This window comes from Chthonobacter albigriseus (assembly GCF_013839445.1).
Lineage (GTDB): Bacteria > Pseudomonadota > Alphaproteobacteria > Rhizobiales > Pleomorphomonadaceae > Chthonobacter > Chthonobacter albigriseus.
Genome location: NZ_JACDIT010000010.1, coordinates 71,956 through 96,522, shown reverse-complemented (window position 1 = coordinate 96,522; position 24,567 = coordinate 71,956). Strand labels below are relative to the sequence as shown.

Below are 24,567 nucleotides of genomic sequence, written 5' to 3'. Positions count from 1 at the left end.
CCCTGCCGCTTGCCGCGTTGATCCGGCTCGGCTTTTCCACACCGCCGACACGCCGAAGCGCCGCCGCGATGTTTCGCTTGAACTCCCCGCCGGAGACCTCTATACACCGCCCCGTTGGGCGGCCTTCGTCTATCGGTTAGGACACTAGCCTTTCACGCTGGAGAGACGGGTTCGATTCCCGTAGGCCGTACCACCCCAACCTTTTTCCCCCTGTTTATCTTCTGAACCTCATTCAGTCCGATGGGACCTGGAGCGGCTCGGCTGCGTTCCGGCGGGCGGCGGCTTTCGTGAGGTGACGATCGCAGCCTGTTGCACGGCACACGGGCAAGGACGATTGCTACCTATCTGCATTTTTGCAACTTATAGTTTATTTAACGCTTGTCATTTCTGACTTCGGCCGGACATACTCGCCTCTTGTTCCATCAGAGCGGGCGGCGGCGATGAAGCACAGGACCGAGATCGACGGGCTTCGCGCCATAGCCGTTCTTCCCGTGATCTTGAACCACGCAAAGTTTTCGCTGTTTTCGGGTGGGTATGTCGGTGTCGACGTCTTCTTCGTGATCAGCGGCTTCCTGATCTCCTCGATCATCGTGGAGGAGGTGGACGCCCGGAGATTTTCGATCATCAACTTCTATGAGCGGCGGGCGCGTCGCATCATTCCCGCGTTGGCGGTGGTCATCACGGCCAGTTTCGCGGCGGCTATCCTGACCCTGCTGCCCGATGATCTGGAGAACTTCGCGCAAAGCGTCGTCGCCACGATGGCGTTCGCCAACAACGTGCTTCTGACACTGACGAGCGGCTACTGGGAGCTTGCGTCGGACTTCAAGCCGCTGCTCCACACCTGGAGCCTGGGCGTCGAGGAGCAGTTCTATCTCCTCTACCCCCTGGTTGCCCTGACAATCCTGCGGTTCGCGCGGCGGCTGTTCCCTGTCGTGCTCGTGGTCGGGATCCTGGCGAGCCTGGCGCTCAGCATCGTGCAGACGCCGACGCGGCCGAACGCGGCCTTCTACCTGCTCCACACCCGGGCCTGGGAACTCCTGCTCGGCGCCCTGGCGGCGTATTATGCGCCCCGCCTGACGCACGGCATCACGCACGAGAGGGCCAATACGCTGTCGCTGATCGGGCTGGCTCTGCTGGCCGGGTCGATCGTCGGCTTCACCGAGGAACTCGCCTACCCCTCGCACTGGCCGCTGCTGCCGTGCGTGGGGGCGGCACTGATCCTGGTGTTCGCGTTTCCGAGCACGATGGCGGGCCGGATCCTGTCGCTCAAGGTGCTGGTCGGCGTCGGTCTGATCAGCTACAGCGCCTACCTCTGGCACCAGCCGCTGTTCGCCTTCGCGCGGGTGATGAGCGTGCAGGAACCGAGCGCGGCGTTGATGGGCTTGCTCTCCCTTGCCACCCTCGGACTTGCGTATCTGTCCTGGCGCTTCGTGGAGCAGCCGTTCCGCGATCGACGGTTCATCCCGCGCTGGCCGATGTTCGGGGTCGTCGCCGCCGCATCTATCGCGCTCATGGCGGCGGGGTTCGGCGTCTTCCGGATGTCGGGCCTGCCGGAGCGCTTTCCGGGCATCGGTTTGGAAGCCGGGCGCTACATCGCCTACAACGAGCGGGTCCACGGCTACCGGAAGGACCGGTTCGAGACGGAGAAGCCACGTCTTCTGGTCACGGGAAACAGCGTGGCGCGCGACTTCTTCAACGTCATCCTGGAGAGCGGCCGATTCGAGACCTGGGAGCTGGTCTATCGGGACGATCTCGACGTCTGCATCGACGACCCACTGAAGCAGCCGGGCGGAGAGCTCTTCGCGCAGGCCGATGCGGTTGTCGCTACCACGAACTGGACCTACAGCGGCGATTGCGACCGGATCGTGCTGACAGCGGGCGTGCTCGCCGAACGCCCGTTCGTTCTCGTCGGACCGAAGCACTTCGGCTACAACCTGAACGCCTACATGCGCACGCCAGCAGAGGAGAGGCCCAACGTGCGGGCCCATCTGCTGGAAGACACGGGGCACTCGAACGCCATCTTCCGGCGGTCGGTTCCCGCCGACCACTACGTCGACCTGCAGGCCATGCTGAACGAGCGGTTCGGCGGAACCCCGGTCTTCGACGCGGAGGGCCGGATCCTTTCGGCGGACCGGGTGCACCTCACGAAGGCGGGAGCGGCCTTCTTCGCCAGCTTCGTGTTCGACAACCCCGCCTTTGCACCCGTCCTGGCGATGGATCGTGCGCGCTGACGGATACGCCACGCCGCGCATTCCGGGGGGCTGGAGGCGGAAGGTTCGTCCGCCCGGTTGTCGGCTCGGCCCCGCTGTGGCAGGGATGCGGGATGTGGTGCGCATACGGGTGGCGTCGATGAAGGCTTATCGCTGGGTGGCCGCGTCGACGGCGCTGCTGAGCGCCGCGGCGCTGGGGCTGCAGATGGGGCTGATCGTCCAGTCGATGACGGCGGGCGGGTCTTCGGCGGCGGAGGCGGCGTGGCGCTTCCTGGGGTACTTCACGATCCTGACCAACATCGGCGTCACGGCGGTGGCGGCGGCTATGGCGTGGCGGCCGGAAAGCCTGCTGGCGGGGCCGCGGGTCCGGCTTGTGGCCGCGACGGCGATCGCGCTGGTGGGTATCGTCTACACGCTGCTGCTTCGGGCGATCTGGGATCCGAGCGGCTGGCAGGCGGTGGCGGACCACACGCTGCACGACGTCATGCCGCCGCTATTCGTGCTGGCCTGGGCGCTGGCGCCGCACGGGACGCTGCGCTGGGCGGATTCGGGATGGGCCCTGCTGCCGCCCCTCGCCTACTGCATCTACGCCCTCGGACGGGGTGCGATCGACGGCTGGTACGCCTACTGGTTCCTGGACCCGCACACGCTGACGCCGGTGCAGATGACGGGGAACATGGCGGTGCTGCTGCTGGGGTTCTGGGCCGTGGCGCTGGCGCTCGTTGCGGTGGACCGGCGGCTCGGGCATCGGAAGGCGAAGGGCTGACCGACGCCGCTCTCCGGGCGGGGCGGGCCCGCGTCAGCCGGCTACCAGTTCCTTCTCGATGGTCTCGTAGGCTTCGTTGAGCCGGGCCATGCGGTCGGTTGCGAGGCGGATGCATTCGGGCGGCACGCCGCGCGCCATCAGGCGATCCGGATGGTTCTCGCCGACGAGCTTGCGGTAGGCGCGGCGGGCATCCTCGCGTGTGGAGCCCTGGGGGATGCCGAGCACGGCATAGGGATTGCGCGCGTCCGGGCGGACGTGGCGGGCCTCGATCTGCGAGAAGACCTGCGGCGACAGGTGGAACACCTCGGCAACAGTTTCCAGGAAGGCGAGTTCGCGCTCGTGGACGACGCCGTCGGCCTCGGCCACCAGGAACAGACCGTCGAGGATGTCTTCCAGGAGGTCCGGATCCTCGGCGTGAAGGCGGCGGATCTTGTTGGCGTAGCTCTCGAAGCCAGCGACGTCCTCCTTGGCGAGGTTGAAGAGGCGCGCGACGTTGCGGCGCTCCTCCTCCGGCACGTCGAAGAGCTTCTTGACGACCGCCACCTCGTCGGCGGTGACCACGCCGTCCGCCTTGGCCATCTTGGCGGTGAGCGCGATCATCGAGATCGTGAAGGACACCTGCCGGCGGGCGTCTGCCCCGAGCGTCTCGCGGATGACGGTGCCGGCACGGTCGATCATCGATCCGACCGTCTCCGCCAGCGGGAGGCGGGCGACGATCTCGGAGAGGCGGGTCCAGAGGCTCATGAGCAGGGACATTAAGGGATGGGCCCGGTTTGCGCGAGGGAGCGCTGCCAAAAAACCGCAACGAGCCCCAGGGAATCGTTACTTGCCCGGTCGAACACTCGGAAATCACGACCGCTCGATCAGGTGCGCGAGGCGGGCGATGGAGAGGGCGCGCCGCCCCAAGAGAAGGTGAACCCTCGACCGAGGGAGAGGTTTCGCGGCGGCGCGAATGGGGGCATAAGGAGGGACCTCTTCATTGGTCCCCAATATGTCCTCTTCGTCCAAGGCTGCGGTTGCGCAGCCCGCACCCCGTGATTTGCTGGGGTTTCTGCTCGGCCTGATCGGCGTGACCATCTTCGGCGGAACCCTGCCGATGACGCGAATCGCCGTGGCGACGTTCGATCCTTGGTTCGTGACCATGGGGCGCGCGGGCCTGGCGGCGATCCTTGCCGGTGCGCTCCTGCTGGTGATGCGGCGTCCGTTTCCGCCGCCGCAGGCCCGACGCTCGCTGTGGATCGCGGCGGTGACGACGGTGGTGGGGTTTCCGATCTTCTCGGCGATCGCGCTGCTCACCGTGCCCGCATCGCACGGAGCGGTGGTGCTCGGCCTGCTGCCGCTCGGCACGTCGATTGCCGCGGTGGTGGTGAATGGCGAACGACCTTCGCCGCGGTTCTGGGCCTGGAGCCTTGCGGGCGCGGCGCTGGTGCTGGCGTTCACGCTGCGCACGGCGGACGCTTCGATCGGCTGGGGCGACGTGCTGATGGTGATCGCGGGGGCGTCGGCCTCGACGGGCTATGCGCACTATGCGCGGATCAGCCGCTGGACGCCGGGCTGGGAGGGGATCTCATGGGCGCTGGTCATCATGGCGCCGCTGACAATCCCGGCCACGCTGTTTCTTTTTGAGCCAGCCTATTGGAACGCACCGCGGGAGGCGGTGCTTTCCCTGCTCTACGTGTCGGTGCTTTCGGTGTTCATCGGGTTCTTCTTCTGGAATGCGGGCCTGGCAATCGGCGGCGTTGCCAAAGTGGGACAGGTCCAGCTTTTGCAAGCGTTCATCTCGCTCGCCATCGCGGCGACGCTTCTGGGTGAACGGGTGGATGCGACAATGATCGGTTTTGCACTGGCGGTCATGGGCGTTGTCATCATGGCGCGGCGGTCGTCCGTGCAGCATCGGCGCTGACCGAGCCGCGGCGCGGGCGTCGATCGAGGCGTTTCCGAGAAAGGGACCGAATTGCCGGTCCGAACGGAAGCGCCAGCAATCAAGGTGCCGGATCGTTCCGGCGTCGACGAGGGTCTGCCGGCCCGGTCGGCGGGGATCGATCCAAGGGGCAGGAGCTGGCGATGGCGGAATCGGGAACCTGGGATTTCTGGATCGACCGCGGCGGCACGTTCACGGATATCGTGGCGCGGCGGCCGGACGGCGGTCTGGTGGCGCACAAGGTTCTGTCTGAAAATCCGGGCGCCTACCGGGACGCGGCGATCCAGGGCATCCGGGACCTGCTTGGCGTGCCCGCGGGCGAACGGCTCCCTGCCGAGCGGATCGGTGCCGTGAAGATGGGCACCACGGTGGCGACGAACGCGCTGCTGGAACGCAAGGGCGTGCGCACGCTGCTGCTGATCACCAAGGGTTTCAAGGACGCGCTGGAGATCGGCTACCAGGCGCGGCCGGACATCTTCGCCAAGAAGATCGTCAAGCCGGAGCTGCTCTACGAGAAGGTGATCGAGGTCGGCGAGCGTGTGCGGGCCGACGGCACGGTGGAGGCCGAGCCCGACCTGGAACTGATCGAGGCACAGCTGGAGGATGCCCGCGACAGCGGCTTCGAGGCGGTCGCGATCGTCTTCATGCACGCCTACGCCTTCCCGGAGCACGAGCGCCGGGTGGCGGAGGTGGCGCGGGCGGTCGGCATCGGGCAGGTATCTGTCAGTCACGAGGTCTCGCCGCTGATGAAGCTGGTGGGGCGCGGCGACACCACTGTGGTGGACGCGTACCTGTCGCCGATCCTCCGTCGCTACGTCGACCAGGTGGCGGGTGAACTCGGGGCGGGCCTGCCCACGGCCGACGGGGCGGAGGCGCCCTCCCCCCGGTTGTTCTTCATGACGTCTGCCGGCGGCCTGACCTCGGCGGACCGGTTCCAGGGGCGCGACGCGATCCTCTCCGGGCCGGCCGGCGGCGTGGTCGGCGCGGTGGAGACGGCGCGGCTCTCCGGCTTCGACAAGGTGATCGGCTTCGACATGGGCGGCACGTCGACGGACGTGTCGCACTTCGAGGGCGACTACGAGCGCGCCTTCGAAACGGAAGTCGCGGGCGTGCGGATGCGTGCGCCGATGATGCGGATCCACACGGTGGCCGCGGGCGGCGGATCGATCCTTCACTACGACGGCGCACGGTTCCGGGTGGGACCGGATTCGGCCGGCGCGGCGCCCGGGCCGAAGAGCTACCGGCGTGGCGGCCCGCTGACGGTGACAGACGCCAACGTGATGGTCGGCAAGCTGGTGCCTGCGCTGTTTCCGCCGATCTTCGGGCCGGAGCGCAACCTGCCGCTCGACGCCGACGCGGTGCGGATGGCCTTCGAGATGTTGGCCAAGGAGATCGGCGACGGGCGGACGCCGGAGGCGGTGGCGGACGGCTTCCTGAAGATCGCCGTCGCCAACATGGCGAACGCGATCAAGACCATCTCGGTGCAGCGCGGCTACGACGTGACCAACTACACGCTCACCACGTTCGGCGGTGCCGGTGGGCAGCACGCCTGCCAGGTGGCGGACGCGCTGGGGATGACGCGGGTGTTCGTGCACTCGTTCTCCGGCGTGCTGTCGGCCTACGGCATGGGGTTGGCGGTGATCCGCGCGACGCGCACCCAGGCCGTGGCCAGGGTGTTCGACGAGACGATGGTGGACGATCTCCAGGCGCGGATCGTGGCGCTGTCGCACGAGGCGGTCGGCCAGGTGGCCGCGCAGGGCGTGCCGGAAGACGAGGTGATCTGGAAGGCGACGCTGCATCTTCGCTACGAGGGAACGGATTCGGCGCTGCCGATCCCGTTCAACGACTTCGACCGGGCGGCGGCGATCAACGCCTTCGAGACCGCACACCGGGCCCGCTTCGGCTTCGTTTTTCCCGGCAAGCCGCTGGTGGTGGAGGCGATCGAGGTGGAGGCCGAGGACGGGCGGGTGGACGGCTCGCACGAGCGGGACCTGCCGCTGACGTCCGATCCGGTGGAGCCGCTGACGATCACGCGCTTCTTCTCCGGCGACCGCTGGCAGACCGCGCCGGTGCTGATGCGGGCGAGCCTCGCCCCGGGGCAGACGGTGCAGGGCCCGGCGCTGATCATCGAGCCGCACCAGACAATCGTGGTGGAAGCCGGATGGCGGGCGGAGATTACCGCCCGGAACCACGTGACCCTGACCCGGACGGAGGCGCTGTCGCGCACGGCGCCGATCGGCACCAGCGCCGACCCGGTGATGCTGGAGGTGTTCAACAACCTCTTCATGTCGATCGCCGAGCAGATGGGCGTTACGCTGCAGAACACGGCCGCCTCGGTGAACATCAAGGAGCGGCTCGACTTCTCGTGTGCCGTGTTCGACGCCAAGGGACGGCTGGTGGCGAATGCGCCGCACATGCCGGTGCACCTCGGCTCGATGGACCGCTCGGTGGAGGCGATCATCGCGGCCAACGAGGGCCACATGCGGCCGGGCGACGTGTTCGCGCTGAACGCGCCCTACAACGGCGGCACGCACCTGCCCGACATCACGGTGGTGACGCCGGTGTTCGACCAGGCGGGCACCGAGATCCTGTTCTACGTGGCGAGCCGGGGGCACCACGCCGACATCGGCGGCACGGCGCCGGGCTCGATGACGCCGCGGGCGACCACGGTGGACGAGGAAGGCGTGCTGATCGACAACTTCCTCTTGGTGGACGGAGCGGTGCCCGGCGGGCAGTTCCGCGAGCCGGAGCTGGTGCAGCTCCTGACGCAGCATGCCTTCCCGGTGCGCAACGTGGCGCAGAACGTGGCGGACCTGAAGGCGCAGATCGCGGCCAACGAGAAGGGCGTCGCGGAGCTGCGCAAGATGGTGCGGCAGTTCACCCTGCCCGTCGTGCAGGCCTACATGGGGCATGTGCAGGACAATGCGGAGGAGAGCGTCCGCCGGGTGATCGACCGGCTGACGGACTCCTCGTTCCAGGTGGAGATGGACGACGGCGCCGTCATCATGGTGGCGATCGAGGTGGACAAGGAGACCCGCTCGGCGGTGGTGGACTTCACCGGCACGAGCGCGCAGCGGCGCACCAACTTCAACGCGCCGGAGCCGGTGACCCGGGCGGCGGTGCTCTACTGCTTCCGGGTGATGGTGGACGGCGACATCCCGATGAACGCGGGCTGCCTGCGGCCGATCGAAATCATCGTGCCGGAGGGCTCGATGCTGAAGCCGCAGTGGCCGGCGGCCGTGGTGGCCGGCAACGTGGAGACCAGCCAGCACGTGACGGATTGCCTGTTCGGCGCGCTGAAGGCGATGGCCTCGGCGCAGGGCACGATGAACAATCTCACCTTCGGCAACAAGCGCGTTCAGTACTACGAAACGATCTGCTCGGGTTCGTCGGCCGGGCCCGGGTTCAACGGGACGGACGCCGTGCATACGCACATGACGAACTCGCGCCTGACGGATCCGGAGGTGCTGGAGTTCCGTTTCCCCGTGCTGCTGGAGGACTTCCATATCCGACGCGGTTCTGGCGGGCGGGGCAAGTGGTCGGCCGGCGGGGGCACCGAGCGGCGGATCCGTTTCCTGGAGCAGATGTCGATGGCGATCCTCGCCTCGCACCGTCGCGTGCCACCGCACGGGCTGGAGGGCGGCCTGTCCGGCGAAGTGGGCGCGACGTTCGTCCGCCGGCTGGACGGGACTATCGAGACCCTGGAGAGCTCCGACGAGACGGTGCTGCGGCCGGGCGAGGCTGTGATCGTGCGCACGCCGACAGGCGGCGGATACGGACGTCCGGAGGGGTGAAGGGCGGCGGCGGGGAGTCGCCGGCCACCGCGCGCCGAGCGTTCCTCGGCGGTGTGTTGCGCCGCCGCCGCATAAGCTTTCGCCGAAGCCCTTAAGCGAATCCCCTGGCGACGTGCCGGTTTGGCACGGACATCCGAAAAGTGCGGATCGCGGTTCGGAAGGTTCGTTCAAATTGCGCTGATCGGCGAAACCGAAAGGCGACTTCGTTCGTTAAGCCACCAGTCCTGCGAAGCGCCTGTTTGCGTTTCGCTTTTAGCCCGCGAGGGGCGGCCTGAAGGTCGCTTTTCGTAACCATGATGCGTGGCGGGCGTGCAACGTGCTGCGTAGGCATATCGACGCCGGGGGATCCGCCACGATTTCGGCGTCATTAGGCGGAAAACAACCGCCTCTGCCGTACGGTCCCGTCGATCGAACGGCCAGTCCGGAAAACGAAAATCATGTCTTCTGCCAAGTCGCTTATTGCCGAAGCCGTCAGCCAGTTTCCCCTGCAAACCACCACCGAATGGTGCTCACGCCACCCCGGATGCGACATCGAGCGCATCGAGGCGGACGCGGCGTCCATCTCCACGGTGGACTGCCTGTTCGACGGCGAATGCCGGATCGTCGTGAAGGGCGATCCCGGTGCGATCCCCGCGCACGTCTTCGGCCGCTTCGACGGCCGGCGCGCGGAAATCGACCGCATCGTCTTCCAGTGAGACACGCGCGGGGGTGATCCCCCGCACGGTCGCTGAAGGACTTGTCGTCCATCGCTCAGACTGCGACGGCTGTGCCCTCGCATCCTGCAGACGAGCGAGCCGACCAGTCTGGCGAAGCTTTCCGTTGGGATTGTCTGGCCGAGGCGCTGACGCGCGCCTCGGTCTTTTCGTTTTCAGCGGGGGAGCGGGTTTGCCCGACTCCGATCGCCCGGATGATCGCCCTTTGCCTTCTGGCGGGTTTGCCTTCGCGGGTCAGGCGACTTCCTCGCCACCCCGGCAAACGCGAGCAGACCCCTTTGCGAACTGTCCCACTGACTGTGCCGTCGGCCTCAGACGGCGCCCAGTACGATCGCGGCGACGAACGCAAACGCAGCGCACACGACCAAGACGTTGAGGCTTCTGGTCATACTCATGGATGGCCGATCCTCTCTCTCCTAGTCACCCGACCAAACTAGTCTGGATTTAGGCAGGTGCCTACCCGGATTCCATTGTGCGCCGCCGAACACACCGGCAAGAAATTTTACCGGATGGTGGGAATTAACGGAAATTCAACGAGATAGACACGGGACCCGGGTGCAAAAAAGAATTGGATTTCGCCAATCGAGCGACCGAGGAATGGCGTTTCTGGACGCCGTTCCGTCCGAACCGAGATCCGGACGGCGCGGGTCGGTCCGGAATGAGGCGCAGCCGCGGCGAGAGGCGCGCGTCTCCCCGCTCGCCGACGATCCTGCGGGCCGGGCGAAGTGCCCTACCCCCTGGCGATCAGGCGCTCGACCCAGTCAGCCGCAGCCAACGCCGCGCGGTCCTTGCCGAACGGGGCGACGATCTGGACGCCGAGCGGCAAGCCGCTGCCGTCGACGAGGCCGGGCACGTTGACGGCGGGTACACCGAGCAGCGTGAAGAGGCGGTTGAAGTTGGGGCTACCGGTCGCGCCGAGGCCCTCAGGGGCCGCACCGGGCGCGGAGGGCATCATCAGCACGTCGACGTCCTGAAAAAGGTCGCCGAACACGCGGCGGGCCACGTGGGCCGTCGATCGGGCGCTGTCATAGGCGATCGGAGAGAGGTGCTGGCCGTGCTCCAGGGCGACGCGCAGCTCCGGCGATAGGTCGGCGCCGTGGGTCTCAATCTCCCAGGCGAGCGACTGGGCGCCTTCGAAATCCATGATGATGCGCTGGGCCGCCTCGGCCTCGCTGAACAGGCTGGGCAGCTGGAGATCGACGACGGAAGCGCCGCGGGCGCTGGCGCGGCGCGCGAGGTGCTCGACGGCGTGGCGCATGTCGGCGGAGGCCTCCTCGTAGGTGGGCCAGCGGGCGAGCCCGATGCGCGGTGCGCCGAAGTCCTTGGTGTCGACGCGCAGCTCCCGTCCAGCCAGCGCGGAAAGCACGTAGGCGCAGTCGGCGACGTGGGCGGCGAAGAGGCCGATCGTGTCGAGGTGCCACGAGAAGGTCTTGGTTCCGACCGTGGGCAGCAGGCGATAGGAGGGCTTCAGGCCGGCGACGCCGCAGAAGGAGGCCGGGCGGATCACCGAGCCCGCTGTCTGCGTGCCGAAGGCGTAGGCCACCATGCCCGCCGCGACGGCCGCCGCGGACCCGGACGAGGAACCGCCGGGGGTGTGTCCGGGATGGTGGGGGTTCGTGGTCACCGAGGGATGGAGATGGGCGAACTCGGTGGTTCGGGTCTTGCCTAGCACCACGGACCCGGCACGCCGGGCCATGGTGACGATGGCCGCGTCCGCCTTTGGCCGCCAGCCGGCGTAGATCGGCGAGCCGTATTCGGTGGGGAAGTCGGCGGTGTCGATGATGTCCTTGACGCCGACGGGCAGGCCCATCAGCGGACCGGCGATGCCGTTGAAGGCCCGCGCCGAGGCGCCCTCCAGGTCGAGGTGCGCGAAGGCTTTCACGACCGGCTCGCGGCGGGCGATAGCCTCGGCGACCCGGTCGTAGACGCCGTGGACGGAGAGGCGCCCGGTTTCGAGCTCGCGGATCGTGCCGAGGACGGACAGCATGGACACCTCATCGATGGGGGTTTCGGGGCGCCGCATGAAAACCGCACAGGCCGACGGGTGCAAGCGCGTTCGCATGGCTCTAGTGTTTGCCCCGACGTTCGAATCGCGGAGAGGGAGCGAGATGGCCGACAAGCCGGACCCGGAGATCGGCCTGCTGGCCCTTGCGGCGCATGAGATCCAGGGGCCGCTGCGGCGGATCGAAGCCTATGCGGATCGGCTCGCTGATCCTGATCCGGCCGAGGTGGCGCGAGCAGCCGCCGTGATCCTCCGGGAGGCCGCGCGTGCGCGGCGGCTGGCGGCGGACGTGATCGCCTGGGCGAAGATCGATGCGACGGACGCGGTCGCGGAACCGGTCCGGCTCGACCTCCTGGTGACAGCGGTTGCGGACGACTGGGCGGCCGGCGCCGAGTTGGCGGACATCACGCTGGACCTGGAGCCGACCACCGTTCCGGCCGACCCGGCGCTGGTACGGCCGCTGGTCAGCAACCTCCTGGAGAATGCCCTCGTGCACCGCAAGCCGGAGACGCGGGCGACGATCACCGTCACCTTGCGGGCGGAGGACAGCCGGGCGGTGCTCGCCGTGGCGGACAATGGCGTCGGTTTCGCAGGCAACGGCGCGGCACTGTTCCGGCCATTCCACCGGGCAGGATCTGACCGGCCGGGCAGCGGGCTCGGCCTTGCCATCGCCGGCGCCGCCGCGGAAAGGCTCGGATGGACGTTGACTGCGGAGGGACGGCCAGGGGATGGCGCTCTGTTCCGGATGGAGATCCGGGGATGAGGGCAGTCGGGAGTAGGCCGTAGGGAGGTGATCGGGTTCCGCAACCTCTCTCCCGTCTTCGTCCGCGCAGGCGGGCCAACCACAGCTTTCAGGTTCGGTTGAGGCGCGTGGTGGGCGGAAAGAATACGTGGGTGGTCCGCCTTCGCGGACCATGACGGCTTAAGGGGTACCGGGCGGATGGGGTGGTCCGCCCTCCCATTCCGTGATGCTGGCAGGGCAAGCGGGTTGCGTTTGCTGCCGGCAGGCAAGCTGAATCCGGTACCCACCGCCGACGTCCGATCGGCAGCGCTAGTGTCTGCTTCCCCTGACCCGGTCGAAATGCCAGCCGGTCTGTAAGCCGGGTTCTGTAAGCGGTTGCCCGCCTGACGACCATTCATCTGGGACGTCCGTTGCCGGACGCCTCCTGCAACCCACCCGGGCGACTGGCTCGGAAACGAGCTGGGTTGCCCCGCGCCGCCCCTATTCGGTTTTGCTCCCGGTGGGGTTTGCCGTGCCGTTTCCGTTGCCGGAACCGCGGTGGGCTCTTACTCCACCGTTTCACCCTTACCCCGGCACGCCGAGGCGGTCTGTTTTCTGTGGCACTTTCCCTGGGGTCGCCCCCGCCGGACGTTATCCGGCACCGTGTTTCCGTGGAGCCCGGACTTTCCTCCCGGGCACGCTTTCGCGTCCTGCCCGAGCGGCCGTCCAACCGGCTGGCCGGCGGCATGTGGCACGGGAGGGCGGCGGGGTCAAGGCGACGGGGCGAATGCAGGATTGCGCCGCCCAAGAAAAAGGCCACGCGGGGCCGGAAGGCACCCACGTGGCCGTGCAATGAAAGCGTGCGTGGACAGTCTTGGAATAGGCCGCCTCAGAGCGAGGCGACGTAGCGGTTGACCTTGGAGCAGTAGACGCGGGCCTGCTTGGTCATCTTGCGGGCGGCGTGGCCGCCGTTGTAGCGCAGAATGGCGCCGCAGGTGTTGCCGTCGGCCAGCTGGTAGGCGCGCGCCAGGTAGAGCATGCCCCAGGTGAGGTTGGTCTCGGGGTCGTAGAGGCCCTTGGCGGAACCGCGGTAGCCGATCAGGCGGGCGGTGGCGGGCTTGATCTGCATCAGGCCGATCTCGCCGGCGCGGCCCTTGGCGCGGGGGTTGAAGCGGCTTTCCACGTGGACGACGGCCTCGGCCAGTTCGACCGGGACGCCGTTCGCCTTGGCGTGCTTGCGGATGAGGGCGCGAAGCTCGCTGGAGGGAAGGCCGCGGGCGCTCTTCGGCGCGTCCTTCTCCGGGACGGTGGTCACCTCGGCATCCTGCGACAGGGAACCGTTCACCCCATAGAGCATTTCATAGATGCTGCTGGGCTTCTCGCCCGCCTCCCCGGTCTTGGCCGAGGCGAGAACAGGGGATGATTTCCCCTCAGAGGCAGCCGATGCGATCGACGGCGTTGCGATATGAGCGACGAATATCGCCGCCGCGAGCAGCGCGTTGCGCGCAGCACCCAAGTCCTTCATGCGTCTTGTTCCTATTGATCCATAAGTCTTGATGGGGGTCTTCTTACCGCTCAATGCGGCCAAAATTGGAAGGCCCCGTTCGCGACCTCAGGGGAAAGCCGAACTGGGAAAGCATGTAATCGCCACGATCGTTAAGCTCCACGGCGAAATTAAGGCGAAGCTTGCCCCATAACGGCACATATTATGGCTTTTGTGAGGCTTCAGGCGAGGCGATCCACCTCGTCGAGAAGGTTCTTCACCGTTCTCTGCGTGGCCCCGTCGGCGATTCCGTTAACGAGCGAGGGGCGGAAATGCCGCTGGAAGGCTGTCACGACAGCGACAGTCTTCGCACAGAATATCCCATTGACAGGCGCATCATATCCAAATTGTACCAAGCTTGACTGGAGCTGTTCGACCGCGGGCCCGGAATGGCCCTCGCAGAGACTTTCGTCTGAGAAAATTCCGGTTGCCGGCGCCCACAAACCGATCCCCTCGGCCGCAAGACGCTGCCAGGGAAAGAGTTCGCCCGGATCCTCCTTGCGGGTCGGCGCCACGTCGGAGTGGGCAAGAACGTCGCGGGGGGCGATCGGGTGGCGCGACAGAATCCCGCGACAAAGGGCGATGACGGCGTCGATCTGCGGCTCCGGGAACGGGCGGTAGCCGAACTCATGGCCGGGGTTGGCGATCTCCACCCCGATCGAGTGGGCGTTGACGTCGCAGATGCCGCGCCAGCAGGAGACGCCGGCGTGCCAGGCGCGGCGGGATTCGTCGACGGTCTGGACGATGCGGCCGTCCTCGTGGACGAACCAGTGGGCGGAGACCTGGCTGCGCTCGTCGCAGAGCCAGGCGAGCGCGCCGTCCGCCGAGGGCATGCCGGTGTAATGGAGGATCAGCAGTTCGACGCGCCCGCCCTCCGGCCTTGGACCGTGGTTGGGAGACGGGCGGAAGCTGTACATGGCGTGGGCCTCATGGGGGCGATTCCTCGGCCAGTCTTACGATCCCGCTGCGCCGGGTGCCAGATTCGACCGTCGGGATGCTTGATATGAGGGATGGCCGGTGCTTCCTTCGGCTGTGAAGGCCGCCCGCGCGCGGCTACAGGCGCACGGGACAAGCGCATGGGAAACGAGGACCAGATGGCTGGCGACAGTGCCTTGAGGGTCAATCCGCTGCTGGTGGCAACGGATGTGCCGCCTATTCCCGCCGCACAGGCGTGGGCGCGCGCCTACGACGGCCGGCTCGGCAAGTTGATCAACCTGGCGCAGGCGGTGCCGGGCGATCCACCGCCGGACGTGCTCTTGGAGCGGCTGGGCGCGGAGGCACGGACGGCGAGCGCGGCGACCTACGGGTCGATCTACGGCGACCTTGCCTTGCGCGAGGCGCTCGCCCGCGATGTCAACGCCGTCTACGGCGGCGACGTCATCGCGGCGGAGATCGCGATCACGGCAGGCTGCAACCAGGCCTTCTTCGTGACGGCGATGGCGCTGGCGCAGGCCGGCGACGAGATCATCCTGCCGGCCCCCTGGTACTTCAACCACAAGATGACGCTGGACATGCTGGGCATCGTCGCCAAGCCGCTGCTGGCGCGGCCGGAGAACGGATTCGTGCCGGCGGTTGAGGACGCGCGGGCGCTGATCTCGGCGAAGACGCGCGCTATCCTGCTGGTGACGCCCAACAACCCGACGGGGGCGACCTACCCGGCCGCCGTGATCGCCGCTTTCGCGGCGCTTGCCGAGGAGGCTGGCATCGCGCTGGTGCTCGACGAGACCTATCGCGACTTCATGCCCGCCGGCGCGGGTGCGCCGCACGCCCTGTTCGCTGCGGAACACTGGCGTGACCGGGTAATCCAGCTCTATTCCTTCTCCAAGGCCTATGCGATCCCCGGGCACAGGCTGGGATCGATCATCGCCGGGACGGTGCTGATGGAGGAGATCGGCAAGGTGCTGGACTGCGTCCAGATCTGCCCGCCGCGCGCCGCGCAGGCGGCGATCGCGTGGGCGATTCCCGAAACCGCGGCGTGGCGGGCGCAGACTCGCGACACGATCGTCCGGCGCGCGGATGTGTTCCGCGCGGTGGTAGCCGGGGCGCCGGGATGGTCGATCGCGGCGATCGGGGCCTATTTCGCCTATGTGGCGCATCCGTTCGAGGCAACGGGCGAAGCGGTGGGCGAACGGTTGGCGCGGGAAGCGGGCGTGCTCGCCCTGCCCGGCTCGTTCTTCGGGCCGGGACAGGAGAAGCACCTGCGCTTCGCCTTCGCCAACGTGGACGAGGCGAGCCTGCGGCTGGTGACGGAGCGTCTCCGCGCGCTGGTGTGACGGCGAGATTGGGACGTGCTAAACGGCGGCCGCACCGCCGCTTGGGAAACAAAGCCGTGACGACGCCTGCCGACGACCTTCTGACGATCCGCGATCTGGTCCGCTATGCGGTGACCTGCTTCGAGGAGGCGGGCCTCTTCGCCGGGCACGGCGTGTCGGGCACGGTGGACGATGCCGTGTTCCTGGTGCTGGAGAGCCTCAGGCTGCCGATCGACGACGTGAATCCGTGGATGGACGCCCGGCTGACCCGGGCGGAGCGGGAGCGGATCCTCGGCCTGATCGAGGAGCGCGCGACGACGCGCAAGCCGACGCCCTACCTGGTAAAGCGGGCCTATATCCAGGGCGTGCCGTTCCACGTGGACGAGCGGGTGATCGTGCCGCGCTCGTTCATCGGCGAGATCCTGTTCTCCGAGCTGATCGGCGGCGACGATTTCACGCTGATCGAGGATCCGACCTCGGTGGAGAGCGTGCTCGACCTTTGCACAGGGTCTGGCTGCCTGGCGATCCTGGCGTCGCGGGTGTTTCCCCATGCCGACGTGGACGCGGTGGACCTTTCGCCCGATGCGCTGGCGGTGGCGGAGATGAACGTGGCCGAGCTCGCGCCGGAGCGCGTGACGCTGCACCGTGGCGACCTGTTCGAACCGCTGGGTGGCGCGCGCTACGACCTGATCATCACCAATCCGCCCTATGTGGACCAGGAGACGATGGACCTGTTGCCGGCGGAATACCGGCACGAGCCGGAGATGGCGCTCGCCGGCGGTCCGGACGGCCTGGACATCGTGCGCCGGATCCTGAGGCAGGCTGGGTCGCACCTCAATCCCGGCGGCGGGCTCTTGTGCGAGATCGGCACTGGACGGGAAATCCTGGAGGCCGAATTTGCCGACCTCCCCTTCTTCTGGCTCGACACGGAGGAGAGCGAGGGCGAGGTGTTCTGGCTTGCCGCCGAGGCCCTTCACGGCGTCGCGTGATTCGTCCGGTATGCGCAGCATGTATATGTATTTTGCATGAGTTGCGCTTAGCGTTTGGCTCGACCCCCTTTTTTAACGATTTCAGGATGTAAATGCAGGGTTCCGGCGCCTCGGTTCTGGACAGGTGCGCGGGTCGGTGGGTAGATCGATCCTGAGCCCGCGGGTCCGCACCTGTAGGCGGCATGGTTGATGCATAGCGTTTTGCGAATTTATTGCGGCGATCCGACGAGCATTTTCACGGACGCTGGAGAATTCGAAACCAGTCGCCGCGTATCCTTGGCAGATTGAAATTTTCTCGTGGGCGGAGGGGCCGGTTCCCCGCCGCCATGGGGTGGGCGAATGAACGTGAACCCGGACGCCAAGATGACGAACTTCGTCGCCGAGCCGCGCGCGACCGACGCGGAAGCCCTCAAGCGGTCGATCCTGGAAAAGCTGGCCTACGCGGTCGGCAAGGATCCCGGCCACGCCACGGTCCGCGATTGGGCGACGGCGCTGGCGCTCGCCGTGCGCGACCATGTGGTGGACTCCTGGTTCGAGAGCACCCGGCGCGGATACTCGGCCCATCGAAAGCGCGTCTACTACCTCTCCATGGAGTTCCTGATCGGCCGCCTGCTCAACGATGCGGTCGCGAACCTCCAGCTGGAGACGGCTGCGCGCGAGGCTACCAAGGCGCTCGGCGTCGACTACGATTCCCTGGTGGTCCAGGAGAGCGACGCGGCGCTGGGCAACGGCGGCCTCGGCCGCCTGGCCGCCTGTTTCCTCGATTCCATGTCGACGGTCGGCATCCCGGCCTATGGCTACGGCATCCGCTACGAGCACGGGCTGTTCCGCCAGCGCTTCCACGACGGCTGGCAGGTCGAGGAGCCGGAGGACTGGCTGGTCTCCGGTCACGTCTGGGAATTCGAGCGGCTGGAAGTCGCCTACCCGATCAAGTTCGGCGGACATATCTCGTTCGACGGTCAGGGCCACACCTACTGGCACGCCGAGGAAACGGTGCTGGCGGTCGCCTACGACACGCCGATCACCGGGTGGAAGGGCGTTCACGTCAACACGTTGCGGCTCTGGGCCTCCAAGCCTGTGGAGGTGCTCGACCTGCGGCGCTTCAACCACGGCGACTACGTGTCGGCGGCGGAGAAGAGCATCAAGGCGGAAACCATCAGCCGCGTGCTCTATCCGGACGACACCACGCCGGAAGGCAAGGAACTGCGGCTGAAGCAGGAGTATTTCTTCACCTCGGCCTCGCTGCAGGACCTGGTGCGGCGCTATCTCTCGGAGTTCGACGACATCCGGTTGCTGCCGGAACAGGTCGCGATCCAGATGAACGACACGCATCCCGCCATCGCGGTGGCCGAACTGATGCGCATCCTGGCGGACGAACACGGCCTGGCGTTCCCCGAGGCCTTCGAAATCACGCGCAAGTGCCTCAGCTACACCAACCACACGCTGATGCCGGAGGCGCTGGAGCGCTGGAACGTCGGTCTGTTCCGGCGCGTGCTGCCGCGGCACATGCAGATCATCGAGTGGATCGACTACCACCACCTCGCCGAGGTGCAGGGCCGCAACGTCTCGGTGTCACTGGACGCGATCCGGATCATCGAGCACGGCAGCGAGATCAAGATGGGCAACCTCGCGTTCGTCGGCTCGCGCCGGGTGAACGGGGTGTCGGCGCTGCACACGGACCTGATGAAGCAGACCGTGTTCCGCGATTTCCATTCGCTCTATCCCGACCGGATCGTCAACGAGACGAACGGGATCACGCCGCGGCGCTGGCTCTACGAGTGCAATCCGGGGCTGCGCAAGCTGCTGGTGGACTCCATCGGCGACGGCTGGGTGGACGACCTGGAGAAGCTGTCGGCGATCGTGCCACTGGCCACCGACAGCGCCTTCCGCGACAAGTTCAGCGTCGCCAAGCGCGCCAACAAGGTGCGGCTGGCCAACGAGATCGAGAAGCGGATCGGGCTCAAGGTGGATCCGTCCGCCCTGTTCGACGTGCAGATCAAGCGCATCCACGAGTACAAGCGGCAGCTCCTGAACATCCTGGAGACGATCGCGCTCTACCAGGCGATCCGGCGCACGCCGGGCGCGGAGTGGACGCCGCGCGTGAAGATCTTCGCCGGCAAGGCGGCGCCCGGCTATCACATGGCCAAGCTGATCATCAAGCTCGGCAACGACGTGGCGCGGACGATCAACTCCGACCCGATCGTGGGCGACCGGCTGAAGGTGGCGTTCCTGCCGAACTACAACGTCTCGCTGGCCGAGATCATCATCCCGGCAGCCGACCTGTCGGAGCAGATCTCGACGGCCGGCATGGAGGCCTCCGGCACCGGCAACATGAAGCTGGCGCTCAACGGCGCGCTGACCATCGGCACGCTGGACGGCGCCAACGTGGAGATCGGCGAGCGCGTGGGGCCGGACAACATCTACATCTTCGGCCTGACCGCCGACAGCGTGGCGGACATCCGCACCCGCGGCTACAACGCGCGGGCGACGATCGAGGGCGATCCGACCCTGAAGGCCGCGATCGATGCGATGGTGGCCGGCGAGTTCTCCCCCGACGACCACGGCCGCTTCCACCAGATCGCGGACCGGCTCTACAACACCGACTGGTTCCTGGTGACGGCCGACTTCCAGGCCTATTTCCAGCGCCAGCGGGACGTGGACCTGGATTACCGGGACGCGACGCGGTGGGCGGAACGGGCGATCCTCAACACCGCCCAGGTCGGCTGGTTCTCCAGCGACCGCACGATCCGCGGCTACGCCAAGGACGTCTGGGGCGTGGAGACGACCTGATTCCGAGGTCGGTTCGATCGCGACGGCAGCCCGCGGGCCGGCGACGCCGGCCCGGCGGGTGAGGCCTTCGCAGAGGGTCGTTCAGACGGCGGCGTCCCCTGCCTGCGCGACACTCTGCTCGATCGCCCCGAAGATCGAGTGCCCCGCCTTGTCCTTCATCTCGATGCGGACCGTATCCCCGGCTGCCAGAAATGCCGTGGCGGGGGCGCCGGCGACCATCGTTTCCGCACGGCGCCGTGCGGCGATGCTGGCGAATCCGACGCCGCCCTGTTCGAGCGGCTGGCCCGGACCGCCGTCGACGCCCCGGTTCGAAACAGGTCCGGAGCCGATGATGCTTCCGGCGCCGAGCGGGCGGGTCCGGGCGGCGTGCTCGATCAGGGCCGGGGCGTCGAACCTCACGTCACGGGCGGCATTGGGCTTTCCGAAGGGCTTGCCGTTGATGGAGACGAGAAGCGGCAGGTCCACCTTGCCGCCGTCCCAGGCCGGGCCGAGTTCGTCTGGCGTGACCGCGACCGGCGAGAAGGCCGCGAGGCTGAATGGGAGCCGCCCGCCCGCTTGAGCGAAGCGATCCGCCGCCGGACCTCCGAAGCCGACGTCGTTGACCAGCATGACGAGACGGATCGCGGCAGCGGCCTCATCGCGGCTGGCACCTAAGGGGACGTCTCCGGTCAGCACGGCGATGCCGCCTTCAAGGTCGATGTCGAGGGCATTCGGCGGGGCGAGGATCGGGTCCCGCGGGCCGACGAAGCTGTCGGAAGCCGCCTGGACGAGCCGCGGACCGTCTGTTTCGGAGCCACTGTCGGGATTGCCCAGGCCGGCATAGGCCTCTCCGTCGATCCGCTGGTAGGCGCGCGGCAGTGGCGAGCGCGCATGGTGTTCGTGGAAACGTTCCGTCGGGAGCGCACCGAGCTCCAGATCGTGCGCGAGATCGAGGAGCCGAGGAGCGGCGTGTTCCCAGTCGTCCAGGGCCGCTTGGAGGGTGGCGGCAATCGGGCGCGCTGAAACGAACCGGGTGAGATCGCGAGAGACCACGACGAGCATGCCGTCGCGGGTCCTGTCCTTGAGTGTTGCCAGTTTCATCTCAGCCGCTCCGCTCCCGTCGCTCGGACCGGCGTTCGCCGCCGGCCTCCTTGCCGCGGTCGACACCATCGCCCGCGAGGGCAAGTGTAGCGGCGATTGCGTTGGGCCGCTGCGGGAAACGGAGAGGCACGGACCGCCACACACGCCGGGCGGTCAGGACGGTTCGCGCAGCTCGGTCCGGGCGAGCACCTGCAGTTCGTCCGCCGGCCGGCCGTCCAGGCGCTGCAGCAGGAGTTCGGCGAGCTGGTAGCCGGACCGGATGCGCGAATAGTGGGACGCCGTCATGCGGGAACCGAGATAGGCGCCGATGTTCGTTCCTGTCCTGACGGAGAATCCGACGCGCTGGCTGTGCCCGGCGGCGGCGCTCCGGACGCCGGCACGGACGCCGAGGTAGACGGTCTCGTTCGTGCAGACGAAGGCGTCGGGATTGTCGGCGGAGGTCAATCGCTGGGCCGCCTCGCGCGCGGCCGCTGGATCCGGCTGGACATGAGCGACGAGCGCCGGGTCGAACGGGAGGCCGGCTTCCTGCAACGCCCGCCGGTAGCCGCGCAAGCGCTGCTGGACGAAGGAGAAGGCGGGGTCGAGGTCGACCAAGGCGATGCGCCGGTGGCCCTGCCCGATCATCGCGGAAGTGCCCTGCCAGGCCGCGAACTCGTTGTCGATGTCGAAATAGGCGTGCTGGGTGAGGAGTTCGGTCCGGCCGTAGGTGACGAAGGGAATGCCGTATTCCAGCAGCAGCTTGACCCGGTCGTCCTGCGGTTGGATGTGGTCGAGGATGACTCCGTCGGCTATCCGGCTGCGGACCACGTCGACGACGGCCTTGAGGTTGTTCTCGCCGATCACGGCGGGCACCACGCGGACGGTGTAGTCGGTGTCGGCGAGGCGGCTGTGGATGCCGGCGAGCAGGCCGAGCGCGCCGGCGTCGCCGACCTCCTCCTCCTGCGGGAACGCGAATTGGGCGAGGATGGTCAGCGTCTTGCCTGTCCGCAGCTTCACGCCGTCGAGATTGCGGACGTAGCCGAGGCGATCGGCGGCCTGGCGGACGCGCTGGACCATCTCCGGCCCGATCTTGTGACCGTCCTTCAAGGACCGGGCTACCGTGGTCACGGACACGCCGAGGTGGTCGGCGATGTCCTTGAGAGTGACCGGTTTGGGGTCCTGCAAGCCCTGGATGGGCCGTCTCATCGCGGCGGACCGGACCGGAGAAACGTCAGTTCGGGTTCCGGCAAACCGGTGCGCAGCTCCGACCCGCGGCGGCGATAGATGCCGATCCGTTTCGGCCGGCCGGGATAGAGGTGGAAGCAGTTGTCGGTGAGCACATCGGCGCGGCCGAGATCCACGGTGACGAACAGCGCGACCCGATCGGAGACGAGGATGAGGTCGTCGCCCTCGCGGCGGATCGAAACGTCTGGAACGCCGATGTCATAGGCCTTGAAGCGGTTGGGGAAGAAGGTGTTCTCGCCGTCCAGTCCGGTGGCCAGGTCGGTCCATTCGATGTGCAGGAAGTCGGCCTCGCCCAGTCGACCCGCCGGCAGGCTGGCGATCTCGACGGCGCGGTCGGGCGGGATCTCACAGGTCGATTCCGTCAGCAGCGTCCGCTCGCCGCCGAAGGCCTGGCGCGACAGGCGGTAGACGATCCGTGTCGCCTCGTTGCCATCGTTGACGGCGTGGACGCCGACGGTTTCGCCTGGTCCCGGCTGGGCGGTCAGGAGAACCGGCGCCATGAAGTGGCGGGCGAGATAGTGGGTGGCCTTCCAGCCGCCGCCGTATTCCAGACTGGCCCAGCTGGCGACCGGCCAGGTATCGTTGAGCTGCCAGTAGAGCACGCCCATGTTGCGGGGCTTGCGGCTGCGCCACCATTCGATGGCGGTCTTCATGGCCAACGCCTGGCTGATTTGGGACAGCCAGACCATGTCTTCGAAGCGATCCGGAAACGGGAAGTAGCGCACGAGAGTCTCGACGATGCGACTGTTGCCGCCATCGTTGCGCTGATGGATCTCCATGACGCGAGAGGAGACGTTGCGGTCGCCCGGTTCGGTGAAGCTCTCGATGACGGGCATGGACGGGAAGGACTGGAAACCGAACTCCGAGCAGAAGCGGGGCTGCACCGTCCGATAGTGCTCGAAGTCCTTGGCCGAGTGCCAGACGTCCCAGAAGTGCATGTCGCCGGACCGGTCGTCGTGCCAGCCGTCGCCGAAGTTCAGGCGGCCGATCGACGGCGACGAGGGCCAGAACGGAACGTCCGGCGCCTCGTCCTCGAAGCACTCCTCCAGCGCGTGGTTGAGCCGGTCGTAGTTGGCGAGGTAGCGGTCCCGATCGGCCCGAGTTTCGGGAAACCAGCGCAACGCCCCGACCAGTTCGTTGTCGCCGCACCAGAGCGCCATCGAGGGCTGGGACGACAGTCGGCGGATCTGCTGGCGGGCCTCCAGCCGCACCAGCTTCAGCCAGCGGTTGTCGGCGCCCGGGTAGTGATTGCAGGCGAACATGAAGTCGTGCCAGACCATGATGCCCATCTCGGAGCAGAGGTCGTAGAACCAGTCCGGCTCGTACTGGCCACCGCCCCAGATGCGGATCATGTTCATATGGACGTCGCGGGCCGACTGCAGGCGGTCGCGCACCACGTCGGGCGTGCAGCGGGCCGGCAGCGCGTCGGCCGGGATCCAGTTCGCCCCGCGCATGACGATCTCGCGGCCGTTCACGGCGAAGGCGAACCTCGCGCCGACCTCGTCCGGCTCGGTGATCAGGCGGACGGTCCGCAGGCCGATCCGGCGGGTGAGCGCCTGCCCGTCGCAGTGTACCGTCAGATCGTAGAGCGGCTGTTCGCCGTGGCCGGCCGGCCACCAGAGCCGTGGCTCGTCGATGACGAAACTGGCGACGAGGCGGTTCTCGCCGGGGACGACGGACAGGGTGCGTTCCACGACCTGGCCGTCCAGGTCCATCACGACGGCGGTTTCGCCGACACCGTTGCCGTGCAGGTAGGCCGTGACTTCGACCGTCACGCTGCCTGCCTCGTGATGCTGGACGACCTTGAGTTCGTCGAGGCGTGCGAGCGCGGAGCGACGCAGCAGGACATCACCGTAGATGCCGAGGGGCATCAGGGCGATGTTCCAGTCCCAGCCGGCGTGGCAGGCGGTCTTGCGCAGGAAGTTGACGTGGCCGATGCGGCAGTTGCCGGTGAGGTAGGGCAGCGCGAAGGGAAACGCGTCGCGCTTCTCCGCCGCGACCGCCGTGGCGGAGTGGAAGGTGATCTCCAGGTCATTGCGGCCCTCCCGGAGGGCGCCGGTGACGTCGAGGTCGTAGCGGACGAACTGGCTCTCGGTGCGGCCCACCACCACTCCGTTGAGGCGAACGGTAGCGAAACAGTCGATCGTCGGGACGGTAAGCGTCCACGTCCCGTCCAGGGCCGCGGCGACGTCGAAGCTGCGCGACACCACCCAGTCGCGCTGGTGGACCCAATCGAGACTGGGCTCGGTATCGCGCCAGTAGGGGTCTGGGATCTCACCGGCGGCAAGGAGAACGGAGTGGATGTCGGCGGGAAATTCCAGCGGCAGCCGGGAGTCCGCGACGTGGAGAACCCAGTCCTCGTTCAGGCGAACCGCGCCCGCTCCCGTCTCCATGCCCATCATCCAATTCTGCCAGAGTATGGGGCGCATGGTTGCACGATCGCCAGTGGAACGGTCAAGTGTATCGATACACCTGGTTCCGGTCACGGCGGGAGAATCATCCGGAGGACGGAGACTTCCCCCGCTTTTCCATGATGTAGGATCGGGCCGGGGTTCCCGCTTC

The 24,567-nt window shown here is 67.4% G+C and carries 16 protein-coding genes, 1 tRNA gene and 1 other RNA gene; 10 read left to right on the top strand and 8 right to left on the bottom strand.

Annotation, left to right across the window (positions count from 1 at the left end; genetic code table 11):
* Window positions 1-118: 118 nt before the first annotated feature.
* From HZ321_RS19650 to HZ321_RS19640, 3 genes are all read left to right on the top strand, one after another.
* Window positions 119-193 (top strand) — tRNA-Glu (locus tag HZ321_RS19650).
* 247 nt (window positions 194-440) lie between these two features.
* A complete protein-coding gene (locus HZ321_RS19645) occupies window positions 441-2,231 on the top strand; it encodes an acyltransferase family protein (RefSeq protein ID WP_181704104.1) in 1,791 nt (596 codons plus the stop codon).
* A 118-nt stretch (window positions 2,232-2,349) separates the two neighbouring features.
* Window positions 2,350-2,976 (top strand): Pr6Pr family membrane protein, encoded by a 627-nt coding sequence (locus HZ321_RS19640; protein ID WP_181704103.1) that lies wholly within the window; start codon window positions 2,350-2,352, stop codon window positions 2,974-2,976.
* Between the two features lie 33 nt (window positions 2,977-3,009).
* Here the strand turns inward: HZ321_RS19640 and HZ321_RS19635 are convergent, their stop codons facing one another.
* Window positions 3,010-3,720 (bottom strand): TerB family tellurite resistance protein, encoded by a 711-nt coding sequence (locus HZ321_RS19635; RefSeq protein WP_181704102.1) that lies wholly within the window; start codon window positions 3,718-3,720, stop codon window positions 3,010-3,012.
* Between the two features lie 247 nt (window positions 3,721-3,967).
* On the opposite strand from HZ321_RS19635, the gene HZ321_RS19630 reads away from it, so the two are divergent.
* The 3 genes from HZ321_RS19630 to HZ321_RS19620 all read left to right on the top strand — a co-directional run bounded on the left by HZ321_RS19630 (window position 3,968) and on the right by HZ321_RS19620 (window position 9,386).
* Window positions 3,968-4,879, top strand: a complete 912-nt coding sequence (locus tag HZ321_RS19630) for a DMT family transporter (protein WP_181704101.1) — start codon at window positions 3,968-3,970, stop codon at window positions 4,877-4,879.
* 161 nt (window positions 4,880-5,040) lie between these two features.
* Window positions 5,041-8,691, top strand: coding sequence for a hydantoinase B/oxoprolinase family protein (locus tag HZ321_RS19625; RefSeq protein WP_181704100.1), 3,651 nt, complete (start codon window positions 5,041-5,043; stop codon window positions 8,689-8,691).
* A gap of 437 nt (window positions 8,692-9,128) precedes the next feature.
* Window positions 9,129-9,386, top strand: a complete 258-nt coding sequence (locus HZ321_RS19620; RefSeq protein WP_181704099.1) for a hypothetical protein — start codon at window positions 9,129-9,131, stop codon at window positions 9,384-9,386.
* 748 nt (window positions 9,387-10,134) lie between these two features.
* Here HZ321_RS19620 and HZ321_RS19615 read toward each other — a convergent pair.
* Window positions 10,135-11,391: an amidase gene (locus tag HZ321_RS19615; RefSeq protein ID WP_181704098.1), complete on the bottom strand. Its 1,257-nt coding sequence runs from the start codon at window positions 11,389-11,391 to the stop codon at window positions 10,135-10,137.
* 121 nt (window positions 11,392-11,512) lie between these two features.
* Here HZ321_RS19615 and HZ321_RS19610 point away from each other — a divergent pair, with 121 nt between their 5' ends.
* Complete coding sequence (locus HZ321_RS19610; RefSeq protein ID WP_181704097.1) at window positions 11,513-12,169, top strand: sensor histidine kinase; 657 nt, start codon at window positions 11,513-11,515, stop codon at window positions 12,167-12,169.
* 317 nt (window positions 12,170-12,486) lie between these two features.
* Here the strand turns inward: HZ321_RS19610 and rnpB are convergent.
* The 3 genes from rnpB to HZ321_RS19595 form a co-directional block, all read right to left on the bottom strand.
* Window positions 12,487-12,865, bottom strand: an RNA gene (gene rnpB, locus HZ321_RS19605) — RNase P RNA component class A.
* Window positions 12,866-13,016: 151 nt separating this feature from the next.
* Complete coding sequence (locus HZ321_RS19600; protein WP_244636050.1) at window positions 13,017-13,652, bottom strand: lytic transglycosylase domain-containing protein; 636 nt, start codon at window positions 13,650-13,652, stop codon at window positions 13,017-13,019.
* Window positions 13,653-13,852: 200 nt separating this feature from the next.
* Window positions 13,853-14,587 (bottom strand): N-acetylmuramoyl-L-alanine amidase, encoded by a 735-nt coding sequence (locus HZ321_RS19595; RefSeq protein ID WP_181704096.1) that lies wholly within the window; start codon window positions 14,585-14,587, stop codon window positions 13,853-13,855.
* Window positions 14,588-14,764: 177 nt separating this feature from the next.
* Between HZ321_RS19595 and HZ321_RS19590 the strand changes: the two genes are divergently transcribed.
* The 3 genes from HZ321_RS19590 to HZ321_RS19580 all read left to right on the top strand — a co-directional run bounded on the left by HZ321_RS19590 (window position 14,765) and on the right by HZ321_RS19580 (window position 19,701).
* A complete protein-coding gene (locus HZ321_RS19590; RefSeq protein WP_181704095.1) occupies window positions 14,765-15,943 on the top strand; it encodes an aminotransferase in 1,179 nt (392 codons plus the stop codon).
* A gap of 56 nt (window positions 15,944-15,999) precedes the next feature.
* Window positions 16,000-16,911, top strand: coding sequence for a 50S ribosomal protein L3 N(5)-glutamine methyltransferase (gene prmB, locus HZ321_RS19585; RefSeq protein WP_342343884.1), 912 nt, complete (start codon window positions 16,000-16,002; stop codon window positions 16,909-16,911).
* Between the two features lie 339 nt (window positions 16,912-17,250).
* The gene (locus HZ321_RS19580; protein WP_244636043.1) at window positions 17,251-19,701 is read left to right on the top strand and encodes a glycogen/starch/alpha-glucan phosphorylase; all 2,451 of its coding nucleotides are present in this window, start codon (window positions 17,251-17,253) and stop codon (window positions 19,699-19,701) included.
* A gap of 81 nt (window positions 19,702-19,782) precedes the next feature.
* Here the strand turns inward: HZ321_RS19580 and HZ321_RS19575 are convergent, their stop codons facing one another.
* From HZ321_RS19575 to HZ321_RS19565, 3 genes are all read right to left on the bottom strand, one after another.
* Window positions 19,783-20,781 carry a fumarylacetoacetate hydrolase family protein gene (locus HZ321_RS19575; protein ID WP_181704093.1) on the bottom strand — a complete coding sequence of 333 codons (999 nt, stop codon included), beginning with the start codon at window positions 20,779-20,781 and terminating at the stop codon, window positions 19,783-19,785.
* Window positions 20,782-20,934: 153 nt separating this feature from the next.
* Window positions 20,935-21,966, bottom strand: a complete 1,032-nt coding sequence (locus tag HZ321_RS19570) for a LacI family DNA-binding transcriptional regulator (protein WP_181704092.1) — start codon at window positions 21,964-21,966, stop codon at window positions 20,935-20,937.
* Entirely contained in the window at window positions 21,963-24,434 is a 2,472-nt protein-coding gene (locus tag HZ321_RS19565) for a glycoside hydrolase family 2 protein (RefSeq protein WP_181704091.1), read from the bottom strand. The genes HZ321_RS19570 and HZ321_RS19565 overlap by 4 nt, the downstream gene beginning before the upstream one ends.
* Between the last annotated feature and the right edge of the window lie 133 nt (window positions 24,435-24,567).